The sequence below is a fragment of the Clostridium sp. genome (assembly GCF_047718555.1).
GTDB lineage: Bacteria > Bacillota > Clostridia > Clostridiales > Clostridiaceae > Clostridium_I.
On sequence record NZ_JBDNRK010000016.1, the window covers coordinates 41,778 to 54,718 of the forward strand.

General features: G+C 32.4%; 16 protein-coding genes and 1 other annotated feature. Of the genes, 6 read left to right on the top strand and 10 right to left on the bottom strand.

The features are described from left to right. Positions 1-60: 60 nt before the first annotated feature. Positions 61-636, top strand: coding sequence for a TetR/AcrR family transcriptional regulator (locus ABF633_RS08510; RefSeq protein ID WP_415523252.1), 576 nt, complete (start codon positions 61-63; stop codon positions 634-636). 375 nt (positions 637-1,011) lie between these two features. Here ABF633_RS08510 and ABF633_RS08515 read toward each other — a convergent pair whose 3' ends face one another. Then, positions 1,012-1,905, bottom strand: coding sequence for a LysR family transcriptional regulator (locus tag ABF633_RS08515; protein WP_415523253.1), 894 nt, complete (start codon positions 1,903-1,905; stop codon positions 1,012-1,014). Positions 1,906-2,059: 154 nt separating this feature from the next. Between ABF633_RS08515 and ABF633_RS08520 the strand changes: the two genes are divergently transcribed. Continuing rightward, a complete protein-coding gene (locus ABF633_RS08520) occupies positions 2,060-2,644 on the top strand; it encodes a DJ-1/PfpI family protein (protein WP_415523254.1) in 585 nt (194 codons plus the stop codon). Between the two features lie 406 nt (positions 2,645-3,050). Here the strand turns inward: ABF633_RS08520 and ABF633_RS08525 are convergent, their stop codons facing one another. Next, the gene (locus ABF633_RS08525; protein ID WP_415523255.1) at positions 3,051-3,449 is read right to left on the bottom strand and encodes a MerR family transcriptional regulator; all 399 of its coding nucleotides are present in this window, start codon (positions 3,447-3,449) and stop codon (positions 3,051-3,053) included. Positions 3,450-3,616: 167 nt separating this feature from the next. Here ABF633_RS08525 and ABF633_RS08530 point away from each other — a divergent pair, with 167 nt between their 5' ends. The 3 genes from ABF633_RS08530 to ABF633_RS08540 are packed head-to-tail and all read left to right on the top strand — an operon-like array spanning position 3,617 to position 5,356. Further along, complete coding sequence (locus tag ABF633_RS08530; RefSeq protein ID WP_415523256.1) at positions 3,617-4,477, top strand: aldo/keto reductase; 861 nt, start codon at positions 3,617-3,619, stop codon at positions 4,475-4,477. 25 nt (positions 4,478-4,502) lie between these two features. Then, on the top strand, positions 4,503-5,120 hold the full coding sequence (locus ABF633_RS08535) for a flavodoxin family protein (protein ID WP_415523298.1): 618 nt from the start codon (positions 4,503-4,505) through the stop codon (positions 5,118-5,120). A gap of 14 nt (positions 5,121-5,134) precedes the next feature. Then, entirely contained in the window at positions 5,135-5,356 is a 222-nt protein-coding gene (locus ABF633_RS08540) for a hypothetical protein (RefSeq protein ID WP_415523258.1), read from the top strand. Positions 5,357-5,467: 111 nt separating this feature from the next. On the opposite strand, the gene rlmH is transcribed toward ABF633_RS08540, so the two are convergent. The 8 genes from rlmH to ABF633_RS08580 form a co-directional block, all read right to left on the bottom strand. Continuing rightward, positions 5,468-5,947, bottom strand: a complete 480-nt coding sequence (gene rlmH / locus ABF633_RS08545) for a 23S rRNA (pseudouridine(1915)-N(3))-methyltransferase RlmH (RefSeq protein ID WP_415523259.1) — start codon at positions 5,945-5,947, stop codon at positions 5,468-5,470. Positions 5,948-5,965: 18 nt separating this feature from the next. Continuing rightward, positions 5,966-6,847, bottom strand: a complete 882-nt coding sequence (locus ABF633_RS08550) for a pentapeptide repeat-containing protein (RefSeq protein WP_415523260.1) — start codon at positions 6,845-6,847, stop codon at positions 5,966-5,968. Between the two features lie 58 nt (positions 6,848-6,905). Continuing rightward, positions 6,906-8,078, bottom strand: coding sequence for a pyridoxal phosphate-dependent aminotransferase (locus ABF633_RS08555; RefSeq protein WP_415523261.1), 1,173 nt, complete (start codon positions 8,076-8,078; stop codon positions 6,906-6,908). 50 nt (positions 8,079-8,128) lie between these two features. Further along, on the bottom strand, positions 8,129-8,629 hold the full coding sequence (locus ABF633_RS08560) for an SEC-C metal-binding domain-containing protein (RefSeq protein WP_415523262.1): 501 nt from the start codon (positions 8,627-8,629) through the stop codon (positions 8,129-8,131). A 15-nt stretch (positions 8,630-8,644) separates the two neighbouring features. Continuing rightward, positions 8,645-8,803 carry a CxxH/CxxC protein gene (locus ABF633_RS08565; RefSeq protein ID WP_415523264.1) on the bottom strand — a complete coding sequence of 53 codons (159 nt, stop codon included), beginning with the start codon at positions 8,801-8,803 and terminating at the stop codon, positions 8,645-8,647. Further along, on the bottom strand, positions 8,784-9,353 hold the full coding sequence (locus tag ABF633_RS08570; RefSeq protein ID WP_415523265.1) for a GerMN domain-containing protein: 570 nt from the start codon (positions 9,351-9,353) through the stop codon (positions 8,784-8,786). The genes ABF633_RS08565 and ABF633_RS08570 overlap by 20 nt, the downstream gene beginning before the upstream one ends. Before the next feature lie 133 nt (positions 9,354-9,486). After that, positions 9,487-10,272 carry an MBL fold metallo-hydrolase gene (locus ABF633_RS08575; protein ID WP_415523267.1) on the bottom strand — a complete coding sequence of 262 codons (786 nt, stop codon included), beginning with the start codon at positions 10,270-10,272 and terminating at the stop codon, positions 9,487-9,489. Positions 10,273-10,305: 33 nt separating this feature from the next. Continuing rightward, positions 10,306-11,565: a UDP-N-acetylglucosamine 1-carboxyvinyltransferase gene (locus ABF633_RS08580; protein WP_415523268.1), complete on the bottom strand. Its 1,260-nt coding sequence runs from the start codon at positions 11,563-11,565 to the stop codon at positions 10,306-10,308. A gap of 391 nt (positions 11,566-11,956) precedes the next feature. Here ABF633_RS08580 and ABF633_RS08585 point away from each other — a divergent pair, with 391 nt between their 5' ends. Continuing rightward, positions 11,957-12,505 (top strand): 2'-5' RNA ligase family protein, encoded by a 549-nt coding sequence (locus ABF633_RS08585; protein ID WP_415523270.1) that lies wholly within the window; start codon positions 11,957-11,959, stop codon positions 12,503-12,505. Between the two features lie 140 nt (positions 12,506-12,645). Next, positions 12,646-12,842: a binding site (T-box leader), on the top strand. Positions 12,843-12,941 lie beyond the last annotated feature (99 nt).

Sequence of the window (12,941 nt, forward strand, 5' to 3'; positions counted from 1 at the left end):
CAGTACTTTACTTTCGATAGCATTTTAGTAACTTAATATCTATAATAGGAAGTGTTTTAATTGAAAATAGGATTAAAAGGTATAGAAACAAAAAATAAATTATTGTCTATTGCAGCCCATGAATTTGCAGCAATGGGTTTCAACGATACTAAGGTGGATACAATTGTAAGGGGAGCTAATCTAACAAAACCCTCTTTTTATTTATACTTTGAAAGTAAACAAGCTATATTTGATGAATTAGTAAATATATGCACTATGAAACTAAAAAGTGAAGTTAGAAAACTTAGACTAACACAAATTGATAAAAATACATTGAGTAGCAATAGGATTAAGAATGTTCTGGAGAATTTATTTAAATTCATTTTAGAAAACAAAGAGATTATGATTATTGGAATAGTATTAAATAGAAACAGTGATAAAGTTATAAACAAATTAACAGATATAGTGAAAGAAAATTTAAAAATAGAGGCAAATATCAATTATATAAAGCCTATTTTTGCTGCCGATATTTTTGCTGACATTTTAGTAACAAATGCATTAATGCTATGTAAAAATTATTTATTAACAGAAAAGTCTTCACCGGAAGAGCTATCAATAATTTTATCATCACTACTTAGTGAAAGTATATTAAGATAAGAATATATGCTACCGGTATAGCCCGCTAAAAGGTTTTCCATTTTTAGAACCTGTCTTAGTTTCAAAATCGCCTAACCTAATTTTTTTGAAGAAAAATAACTTAAAAAAACGTTTCATAACCTTGATAAAATGATTTAAACTCTTTACTTCTAACTATTACTAATGAAAAGTCCCCGTCATTTATGATATGGTTCACCGTTACAATTTTAACGTAGACCCTTACCAATCACATTTAAGTCAAACTTAATATATTACTTTATTTATAATAAAACGATGTATACTTTCCAAAAATCTATAAATTTAGAATGCATTTATCAAGTATATTATTAATACCCTCAAATTGAATTCATCTTAACTTATGAATACCCTCTATCTTTATCTCCAATTACTAGAGTTTTTTAATGTAATTTCTATTAATTTACTCATTGGTAATGATATACTTTTATTTTTATGATACGCAAGTTGAGTTTTAAACTTATTGAATGGTTCTGTTACTTCTATCATCTTAAGCCTTCCTTCCTTTATCTCATTTCTAACTGTATAATAAGGTAACAAAGAAATTCCCAGCCCATTCATTACACATTTTTTAATAACTTCTATACTTGAAAATTCTAAAGGATTTACATACCTTATTTTTTTCTGTTTTAAGTAATTTTCAAAGGCTATTCTAGCACTACATCCTTTTTCACTAAATATGATACTTTCTCTTGCTGCTTCACCTTCAAAATTTGTTGATAAAAATTCTAAATCTGCATCTGGTGCACCAATAATGACCATACATTCATCTTTTAAATTTTTAACAACTAAATCTGTATCCATAATTTCTGGTTCAATAGTAAGGATAATATCTAATTCTCCACTGTGTAATTTACTTCTTAAATCGCTGCAAATTGAATCCTTTAAAATGATGTTTACCTTTGGGAAATTTTTTTTATATTCCTTTAAAATTTTTCCTAAACGATATATGGTTAATGATTCTCCTGCTCCAATAATTAAATCACCGGATACACCATTTTGTTCTGATGTCATGTTCTTAATTTCTTTATATACATATAGCATTTGTTTAGCATAAGGAACTAACTCCTTACCTACATTAGTCAAAATAATTTTTTTACCTAAACGGTCAAATAAGGCTTCTCCTAGCTCATTTTCTAAAATTTGAATGTGAGATGTTATAGTGGACTGAGCATACCCTAAATGCTCTGCTGCTTTTGTAAATCCGTCAAGTTCAACTATAGTTATAAATGTTTGCAAATGCCTAATTTCCATAAATCTCATTCCTTTATACTTTAAATATATAATATTACAGTATCATATATTTCGATTATTTGCTTCATTTATTTCAATTTTATTTATAGTACACATAGAGTTATAATTAAGAAAACTAAGTCTCAAATATATATAATTAAAGGAGATGTTAAGTATGAAAAAAGTATTATTACTTCTTGCCAATGGTTTTGAAGCCGTAGAAGCAAGTGTTTTTACTGATGTTATAGGTTGGAATAAATCAGACGGTGATGGTACTACAGATTTAATAACTGTTGGAATAAGAGAAAAATTGAAATGCGCCTTTAACTTCACAGTGATTCCTGAAATACACATCAGTGAAGTTAACATTGATGAATTTGATGCACTTGCAATACCAGGAGGATTTGAAGAAGCAGGATTTTATGAAGATGCTTTTAGTGAAGATTTTTTAAACTTAATCAGAGAATTTAACAGAGCAGGAAAAATAATAGTTTCTATTTGTGTTGGTGCACTTCCTATTGGGAAAAGCGGAGTACTAGTTGGTAGAAATGCCACAACGTATAATTTAGGAAATGGTAAAAGACAAAAACAATTATCTGAATTTGGTGCAAATGTTCTTGGTTATGAGCCTATTGTTGTAGATAAAAATATAATCACTTCCTATAATCCTTCAACTGCTTTCGATGTGGCTTTCAACCTTTTAGAGATACTTACATCTAAAGAAAATTGCAACAATGTTAAGAAGCTAATGGGGTTTTAGCAAAAAACAAAGTGCAAATCTATTTAGAGCAAAAACAAAAGGGGGTAGCAATTCTTGGCACACTTTTGGCTATTTGCAACCGCTAACACCAATATATTTGTTATCCTCTTAATTACCTATATTCTTATAGTAAAATTTGTTTCAGCCCACAAAATCAGCCGTAAGTATCGGCACTATTACAATGCTATTTTCTAATGCATTGCTGGTAGTGCCGACATTTTAGTGTTTTAAGGCATTTTTCTTACTATATTTATGTATTATATTTTCATATAAATCTTCCTGCTTAAATCGCAGGGGTTTCCATGCGAATAGGTAAATGAAAACGTGCGATTTTAGACAGGAGGAGAGTAAATGGAATTAATCGGTGTTTGTCAAGCATGTTGTCGCATGAATCTTTGGGGATGCTTTAATCCTCAATATTAATTAGATTGCTATTATACTTAACTTTTCCAACAAGTACATCATCATAGAATTGTTGCTTATTGTCAATAAAATCAACACATTCGTTCAATTCTAGTATTCTATTCATTAAATCTACTTTCTGTTTATTTAACATTCTCTTGCGTTCAGGAATGGTTGATTGACCTTTCAGACATAGGCTAAGATAGATTTTCATATCTTTAATACTCATTCCACATTTTTTAAGGCAAAATAGGCTGTTAATCCAATTAATATCTCTATCATCAAAAATTCTATAGTTGTTTTTATCTCTTTTCACATTTGGGACTAATCCCTCATTGCAATAAAACTTTAGAGTTTCATATGTCATGCCTACTTTTTGGCATGCCTCTTTCATTGTATACATATTATTTTCCCCCCCAAAAAAAGATATTTCAAGTATTGACCGGTAGTAACAACCGTGAACTATAATCGTATTGTACGACAAAATACGTTATGAATCAAGAAGAATAAAAATTGAAAGAGAGATAACAATAAAATTAATATAAATTTATAATTTAGGAGGAAGAAAAAATGGAATTTGTAACATTAAACAATGGGGTAAAAATGCCTCTTTTAGGATATGGAGTTTTTCAGGTATCCCAAGAAGAGTGTGAAAGATGTGTATTGGACGCAATTAAGGTGGGCTATCGTTTAATTGATACTGCACAATCATACTTTAATGAAGAATCAGTGGGAAATGCTATTGAAAAATGTGGCATACCTCGTGAAGAATTATTTATTACCACGAAAGTATGGATAGAACACTATGGTTATGAAAAAACAAAAGCATCTGTTTTTGAATCAATGAAAAAGTTAAAAACGGATTATTTGGATTTGGTTTTGTTGCATCAACCTTTTAATGATTATTATGGTTCTTATCGTGCTTTAGAGGAACTGTATAGAAAAGGGAAAATAAGAGCTATAGGAGTGAGTAATTTCTATCCTGACAGACTGTCTGATATCTGTGCTTTTAACGAAATCACTCCTCAGGTAAACCAGGTAGAAACAAATCCGTTGAACCAACAGATAAAGGCTCAAGAGAATATGGTTAAGAACAAAGTTCAAATTGAGGCATGGGCTCCCTTTGGTGAAGGCAAAAATAATATGTTTACTAATTCTACTTTGATTAGTATCGGTGAAAAATATGAAAAGTCAGCAGCTCAAGTTATTTTAAGATGGTTAATTCAAAGAAATGTCGTTGCTTTACCAAAATCTACACATATTGAAAGAATGCATGAAAACTTCGATATATTTGATTTTGAGTTGTCTAAGGAGGATATGGATGCAATAAAGACATTAGATACAGGTAATAGTTTATTCTTTTCACATCAAGAAGCAAGTACTGTTGATTTCTTCGTGGAACTTATTAATAAAAGACGAAATATACAATAGAAAAGGTATCCAGGGGGGAAATGAAATGAAAGTATTATTAATTAATGGCAGTCCAAATATGAATGGATGTACCTATACAGCATTAACAGAAGTAGAAAAAACTTTAAATGAAGCAGGTGTCGATACTGAAATCATTCATGTTGGCAATAAAGATCTTCGTGGATGCATTGGATGTCGTCAATGTAAAAAGAATGGAAAATGTGTATTTAATGATTTAATTAATGAAGTTGCGCCTAAATTTGAAGAGTGTGATGGAATAGTTATTGGTTCGCCAGTATATTTTGCTTCGGCAAACGGAACTCTTGTCTCATTTATTGATCGATTATTTTATAGTGTTCCATTTGACAAAACAATGAAGGTTGGTGCAGCAGTTGTTTCAGCAAGAAGAGGTGGATGCTCAGCTACTTTTGATGAAATCAATAAATATTTTACGATTTCAGGTATGCCAGTTGCTTCTAGTCAATACTGGAACAGTGTTCATGGATATACACCAGATGATGTTCGAAAAGACGAAGAAGGATTGCAGACAATGCGTACATTGGGTAAAAATATGGCATTTTTAATCAAGAGTATTTCATTAGGAAAAGAAAAGTTCGGCTTACCAGAAAAAGAGACTAGGATTGGGACCAATTTTATTCGATAGAGATTTAATAATTTGTGGACAGAAGGAGAAAAACAATGGGATTTTATTTTACTGCCACTGGCAATAGTCTGTATGTAGCAAAGCAGTTTGACGCAAATCTTATCAGTATCCCGCAGGTTATTAATAATGATAATTTGAGTTTTCAGGATGAAACAATCGGCATTGTCTGTCCTGTTTTTGACAATCTGCCTCCACAGTTTGTCATTGACTTTATTGATGTTAGTATATTAGTGTAGACACGTGTAACTTAATTTTAGATTTAGTTCTGTCACATCTTTCTTATAGTCTGCTTCAAGGACTTACTTCTCACAGTAAGTCCTCCAACATTTTTACCGAAAAAATCTACGTTATTTATGGTACGGTTCACCCTTCATAATCCTAAATCCTCTATAAATCTGTTCCAGCAATATAACTCTCATTAACTGATGCGGAAATGTCATCTTAGAAAAACACAGTTTATAATCTGCTCTTTTTAAAACTACTGAGGATAAACCCAGTGATCCACCGATAACAAATGCTATGTTACTTTCTCCCTTTATACCTAGGTCTTTAATAAAATCCGATAGTTCCTCAGAAGATAACATTTTACCCTTTAAATCCAAAGCTATCACGTAAGCATTATCCTTTAAACATTTAAGTATGCCTTCTCCCTCTTTATCCTTTATGCTTTCTTCTTCCTTTAAAGAGGCATTATCGGGAGTCTTTTCATCTTGAACTTCTACTATATCTAGCTTACAATATCTAGAAAGCCTTTTCCTATATTCATCTATGGCGTCCCTAAGATATTTTTCTTTTATTTTTCCTACTGTAATTAGAGTTATATTCACAATGCTATTCTCCTATAATCATTTTGACCAGTATATTGGTGGAGTAAGTGATATGGGTAACTTTGTGTGAGAATCACCTTTCGCCGTGTTAATCTGGGCTTGGGTAAGAAAGATACTATGGGTGAGGTTAGCTCCTCTAAGGTCAGCATCTCGCAAATCAGCTCCGATGAGATCAGCCCCATTCAAATCCACGCCTCTGAGATCAGCCGCAATAAGGTAGGCTCCTCTCAAATTTTCACATCTCAGATCTTTTTTTCTGAGATCTGCGCCAATAAGGTCTAATCCTCGACCAAGAGTCTTTTGGTGCATTGAAGAAGTCTTCTTCCCACGGGGAACTTTGCTTCGCACCAATTCGCTAGTCTGTAGAAGTAGAGTATTAACATGTCCACGGTGTGCTGTCAAATCTAGTGCTATGAGGGAGTCAGGACTGAGGCAAGTGAGTCGTTCAGTCTCATTAAGCATGGAGCCGAGTTCATCTTGGATATGATGGGCCTGTTGCAGCGTAAGTGATTCTGCCAGATACCAGAGCATTTCATGGATCTGACGCATAATCAGGAAGACCTCATACATTTGCTTAGCGGATTCTGGAACTTGCCGCCAGTCATGCCCACCATAGGTGACTTGAGCAACCTTTTGACCCGCACCAAAACAGTCATAGGCAGTGCACCCTTTAAGTCCCAGCTTTCTGAGACTTTTGTGAACGCCGCATCGAAAGTCTGATTGTAGGTTAATACAAGGCTTACCAGCATCTTTGTCAATAGGGAAGCCTTCTGAAGCTGAAAAGTACAATGCAACACAACAAAAGCCGAAACAGTTTTCGCAGTCAGCTCGCAGATTGCTGCAACTCATATCAGAAAAAGATAATATTGAATTATTCTTGTTTCCATAGGAATATTTCATGTTTATTTACCTCATATATTGCAATAAATTATATTCATTGCATCTAAGCAGATTCTAACTAAATTTTTCTACTCTTTGCCTTTTCTCTAAGAGTTGCTAATCTTTTAACAGCTTCAATTAAGGTCTCATCCTTCTTTGCAAAATGAAATCTTATGTAGTTATTTACATCTTCTTTAAAAAAGCTTGAACCAGGTACTGCTGCTACTCCCACTTCTTTTGCCAGCCATTCACAGAATTCCATGTCACTACCCTTAGTAAATTCTGATATATCCACCATAACATAATATGCACCTTCAGGTTTTGTATACTTGAGGCCAGCCTCATCAAGCCCTTTAAGGAAAAGATCCCTTTTCTTAGTATACAATTCTCCTAGAGATTCATAGTATTCATCAGGTAAATTGAGCCCTGCTAAAACCGCTGCTTGAAGTGGTGCTGCTGCACCAACGGTTAAAAAGTCGTGAACCTTTTTGGCATTTTCTATTATACCTTCTGGGGCGATAACATATCCGATTCTCCACCCTGTTATGGCATAGGTTTTAGATAGTGAACTGCAGGAAATTGTACGTTCAAACATTCCCGGTAATGCTGTCATATAATTATGCTTATATGGTTTCATAACTATGTGTTCATATACTTCGTCTGTAATTACAAAGGTATCATATTCTTTAGCTAAGTTCCCAATAAACTGAAGTTCTTCTATGGTAAAAACCTTTCCTGTTGGATTAGATGGATTACACAATATGATTGCCTTTGGCTTTTGCTGAAATGCTCTTATAAGTTCTTCTTTATCAAAATTAAATTCCGGTGGTTTTAAAGGAACATATATAGGCACTGCCCCACATAGAATAGCATCTGCCCCATAGTTTTCATAGAAAGGAGAAAATACTACAACTTTATCACCTGGATCACAAGCTGTCATCATTGAAACCATCATTGCTTCTGTACTTCCACAGGTAACAACTATCTCTTTATTTGGATCTATGGGAATGCCCATAAATTTTGTCTGCTTTTTTGCCAATGCTTCTCTTAGTTTTTGTGACCCCCAGGTAATTTCATATTGATGTGGTCCTTCTTCTGCTACTTTTACAAGAGCCTCTTTAATTTCCTTTGGTGGATCAAAATCTGGAAATCCCTGTGATAAATTTATAGCACCATATTTATTTGATATTCTCGTCATTTTACGAATAACCGATTCTGTAAAACCATTTAACCTCTCACTTATTTGTGGCATACTCTATCAATCCTCTCGTTACCGTCTTTATAACTATGTATAAATATTATTTAGTTTTTACCGCAGCACTGCTTATATTTTTTACCGCTGCCACAAGGACATGGTTCATTTCTGCCGACTTTATTTTTATTCACTACAGTTTTTGAATTTTTCCAATTGTTATGTATTTCTTTTCTCTTTTCCTTTGAAAAAATTCCTTCCCATTGAGGAAGCTCGTATAAATAGTCTGCCTTTGCTTCCAGCATATTAAAATACAATTTTTCGAAATCTATATTTATTACTATATTATCATCTTCACTAAGTTTCTCTAAATCCAATGGTTCAGTCAAACTATCATTTATTCCATCTAAAAAGCCCATGAAAAAAATATTATCAATTTCAAATTCTTTTGCCAAATCTTCAATTTTTCCATCTATATGTTTGTCATGATTAGCTAATACCTTTGTATATACTTTTGTTTCAATAGCTCCATATTCCTGCCAAAAAGCTGCTTCCCCTCTAGTTTTTACATACTCCACTACCATATCTGTCCAATTTTTATATAAACTCATATGTAATTTCTCCTTTTATCTACTTAATTTATATTTAGCCTGTTTTTCGCAATAATCACATTTATGTCCTGTTACCTCAATTACATCAGGAAATTCTTCATTTTCTACGAGATAGTCATCAAAAGCTCTATCTAAATGCTCTTCACAGAAATATTTACTTTTTTCTTCTTCCATCTATATCATCCTTTCCAAAAGGCTTTGATATATCAAAATTCCCACCAAGAGTATCCGTATCTTTATTGTCAATTTGTATTTTTATCTTTTTTACAGAGGATAGCTGTTCTAAAGATGCCACTAAACTCTTTAATACCGCCTCTTCCTTAATTGGAGTCATAGGAACTCTGGCATCATCACTGAGATTTATAAATGCAATATCATTATTTATAGAAAAACTTAAAAGCTTAGTGCTCTTAGGTAGAACAGGTTTTAACTTACTTTCTAAGCCCGGTCCTTTTATAAGCTCGTTAATAATCAATTCTCCTATAAGTTCATCCTTTTTAATTAATCTTTCCTCTTGAGCTATCTCTGCTTTTTTTTCGCTTTGTGATGCATCAAAGTACAGATTTAAATCAATCGCCTGCCCATTTTCCTTATATAACTTTACATTTTCTATTTTGCTGTTTAAGTTTTCATTAGCTTTCTCATTCCTTAATGAACAAGAACTCAACATTAAACTAGAACATACCAGTACAATACACATACTGGAACCTAATACTCTTTTCATGGAAACTCTCCTCTATAAAATAAATCTTTGCGTAAATAAGGTTTATTTTCCTCCCCAGTTTAGATCACCACTTAAATCATGCCATTGTGAAGTTTTATATAAGCTTATAATAACCAGTCATAGAATTAAATTGCTAGAATTCAGTATATCCACTTGGCATATCTCTTTTTGCCATAGTTATTTCTATATCTTTATCTATTTTTATACCAGAAGCATTCAACACATTTACTACAGTCTTAAAGGCTAACTCTGGATAATTATTTGTTTTACTCAAGTGGCCTAAAATAATTTTTTTCCTTTTATAACCCATTATATCCATAATAGCTTTTCCACAATCCTCATTTGACAAATGACCTATATTACTTAGTATTCTCCGCTTTAAATTATATGGATATGGTCCAAATTTAAGCATTTCTACATCATGATTGCTTTCTAAAAGTATTACCTCTGCATCTACAAGCTGTTCTTTTACCTGATCCGAAAAATATCCTAAGTCCGTGGCTACACACACTTTTTTGCCCTTGCAGATTACAGAATAACCTGTAGGCTTTGCTGCATCATGAGGTATATCATAGCCTACTACATCTAAATCTTTAATGCATACATTATTTTTATCCATAATTTTAATATTGTGCTCTTTTATTTTACCGACACTTTTAAACATGCCCTTCCATGTAGGTTCATTAGCATATACAGGTATATCATACTTTCTTGAAAGTACACCTACTCCCTTTACATGATCTGTATGTTCATGGGTAACAAATATACAATCTATATTTTTAGGGCTTTCTCCTATTTTAGCTAAGGCCTCTTCTATATGTTTCCCCGGAAGACCTGCATCTATTAATATTTTTGCATTTTCAGATGCAATAAATATACTGTTACCACTACTCCCACTGTAAAGTGAACAAAATTTCATAATTTTCTCCTACATCCTAAAAAGTCCTATGTTCTAATTTATAGGTACTCTTATTATATCAGCCCCTAAGGCTTTAAATTTATTTTCTATATGAGGGTACCCTCTATCAATATGCTCTATTGAAGTAACTTCTGTAGTGCCTTCAGCAATCAGACCAGCAATAACCATGGCTGCACCTGCTCTTAAATCACTTGCTTTAACTACAGCTCCTGTTAACTTTTTAACTCCATCTATTATAGCAATTCGCCCCTCAACTTTTATGCAGGCTCCCATCTTCTTAAGCTCATCTATATGCTTAAATCTACATTCAAATATACTTTCATTTATTATACTTCTTCCCTCTGAAACACATAAAAGTGTACTCATAGGCTGCTGCACATCTGTTGGAAATCCAGGATAAGGAAGAGTTTTTATGTTTACACCTCTTAAACCTTTATTTGACTTAACAGTGACAGAATCATCAAGTTCAATAACTTCTGCACCCATCTCTACAAGCTTTGCTGATATAGACTCAAGGTGTTTAGGTATAACATTATTTATAGTTACAGAGCCTCCACAAGCTGCTGCCGCAACCATATATGTACCTGCTTCAATTTGATCTGGAATAACGCTATAATTACATCCTGTAAGTTCTTTAACTCCTACTATTCTTATAACATCTGTTCCCGCACCCTTTATATTGGCTCCCATAGTATTTAAAAAATTAGCTACATCCACAACATGTGGCTCTTTAGCTGCATTTTCAAGCACTGTAGTCCCTTCAGCCAAAGTTGCTGCAAGCATCACATTTATAGTTGCGCCTACACTTACAACATCAAAGTATATATTCGTTCCTATAAGTCTCTCTGCCTCTACAGTTATTGTACCATGCTCAATATTAACCTTGGCACCTAATGCTTCAAATCCTTTTATATGCTGATCAATTGGTCTAACGCCTATAGGACATCCCCCAGGGAGTTCCACCGCTGCCTTTTTAAATCTTCCAAGAAGTGATCCGATTAAATAATAAGAAGCTCTCATTTTTCTCACATCATCAGTATTTGCATTCACATTTTTCAACATAGTACTATCTATAGTAACTGAGTTTTTAACTCTAGTAATTTTGCATCCAAGACTTTCAATAATTCTCTCTTCGCATTGAATATCTTCTATTTCAGGAATATTATCTATTACACATATATCTTTACTAGCCATAATAGCTGCTGGAAGAATTGCTACTGCCGCATTTTTAGCTCCACCTATTTCTACACTTCCAAAAAGCTCTTTACCGCCCTTTATAATTAATTTGTCCATTCCCTTATCCATCCTCACTATATATATATAAATTTTACATAAATTCTTATTTAAGATAACCACGAATTATATTATAGCATAATTACAGTTTTTTTTGTAATTAATTTTAAAATAATAAACCTATCATTTTATACCATTTATATTAAGTTTAAAGTTAAATAATTCATGTTATAATGTTCTCTTATTTAATTATATAGCTTATACTGTTAAATATATAACTAAGCCATAATTTCATTGGTTTTACCTGGATGCTAACCAACAATTTCTTAATAATAATTATATAGTTTGACTAACAAAATTCAAAAATTTACTTGCTATTTCTATTCAGATGCCTTATATGTTATAATTAATTTGTTCAATCATTTTATATATCACACTTGGAGGAATATAAATGAAGTATTATTTAGTGGCATTATTTGATAAAGATTCTTATTCATTTGTTGAAAGCATACAGAGGAATATATGTAAAAAATATAAGTTATATAGAAAACTTCCTGTGCTGCACATTACTCTTGAGGTCATTGATGACCCTGATATTGATAAGCTTGATAAAATAGTATCAGATATAATGAAGCCTTACAAAAGGTTCAGGGTAGAACTTAATGGAGTTATTTGTTTTGATCCTCCATATAAATCAGTAAATTTGAAGGTAGAAAATAAAGGTTACATAACAAGATTAGTAAGGCATATTAATGAAAATTTAAAAATTCATCACTTTAAGGTAAGAGAAGATATCAATAGTTGGGATCTACATGTTTCCTTAGCCAACACAAACTATGCCGTTAGAAAATGGTCTACAGATGAATATAAAATTGCCTGTCAAAATACTCAAAATGCTAATCCACAAAAAGTAGCAAGAATAGATAGACTTGAACTTTGGAAACCAATTAATAATAAAAAAACTATGACAATTAAAAGTTTTGCATTAAAAGAATATTAAATCATCAATTCTAAGCCCCTTTTCCTAGGATAAATTGATGATTAAATATATTTTTCATTTAAGTATTGACATAACTTTTGGCAGATAGTATATTTAAGCGTAAAGCGAATATACTATTAATTGTATAATTTTATTTACATATAAAAACTATGATTGGGAAAAGTAAGTAATATAAATGTTTTAAAGAGAGTGGGGTTAGGTGAGAGCCCACAAACTAAGTATTACCGAAAATCACCCTTGAGTTGCAAGCTGAATTCTTAGTAAGCTAAGCCGGCATGGCCGTTATGATTTTCAAGTAAGTATTTGGGTGGTACCGCGAGCAGACTTCGCCCCATAAGGGACATTGTCTGCTCTTTTTTTGATATGGCATCTGAAAATAAATAAGAAGTCAAGGTTTTTTTTGAAGATGCCTCAATTAATAAAATTTTATAAGGGG

Coding starts and splice junctions, on each gene's coding strand:
- ABF633_RS08520 (WP_415523254.1), top strand. CDS start 2,060: ATGAAAAAAGTATTATTACTTCTTGCCAATGGTTTTGAAGCCGTAGAA.
- ABF633_RS08525 (WP_415523255.1), bottom strand. CDS start 3,449: ATGTATACAATGAAAGAGGCATGCCAAAAAGTAGGCATGACATATGAA.
- ABF633_RS08555 (WP_415523261.1), bottom strand. CDS start 8,078: ATGCCACAAATAAGTGAGAGGTTAAATGGTTTTACAGAATCGGTTATT.
- ABF633_RS08535 (WP_415523298.1), top strand. CDS start 4,503: ATGAAAGTATTATTAATTAATGGCAGTCCAAATATGAATGGATGTACC.
- ABF633_RS08570 (WP_415523265.1), bottom strand. CDS start 9,353: ATGAAAAGAGTATTAGGTTCCAGTATGTGTATTGTACTGGTATGTTCT.
- ABF633_RS08515 (WP_415523253.1), bottom strand. CDS start 1,905: ATGGAAATTAGGCATTTGCAAACATTTATAACTATAGTTGAACTTGAC.
- ABF633_RS08575 (WP_415523267.1), bottom strand. CDS start 10,272: ATGAAATTTTGTTCACTTTACAGTGGGAGTAGTGGTAACAGTATATTT.
- ABF633_RS08565 (WP_415523264.1), bottom strand. CDS start 8,803: ATGGAAGAAGAAAAAAGTAAATATTTCTGTGAAGAGCATTTAGATAGA.
- ABF633_RS08580 (WP_415523268.1), bottom strand. CDS start 11,565: ATGGACAAATTAATTATAAAGGGCGGTAAAGAGCTTTTTGGAAGTGTA.
- ABF633_RS08560 (WP_415523262.1), bottom strand. CDS start 8,629: ATGAGTTTATATAAAAATTGGACAGATATGGTAGTGGAGTATGTAAAA.
- ABF633_RS08585 (WP_415523270.1), top strand. CDS start 11,957: ATGAAGTATTATTTAGTGGCATTATTTGATAAAGATTCTTATTCATTT.
- ABF633_RS08550 (WP_415523260.1), bottom strand. CDS start 6,847: ATGAAATATTCCTATGGAAACAAGAATAATTCAATATTATCTTTTTCT.
- ABF633_RS08530 (WP_415523256.1), top strand. CDS start 3,617: ATGGAATTTGTAACATTAAACAATGGGGTAAAAATGCCTCTTTTAGGA.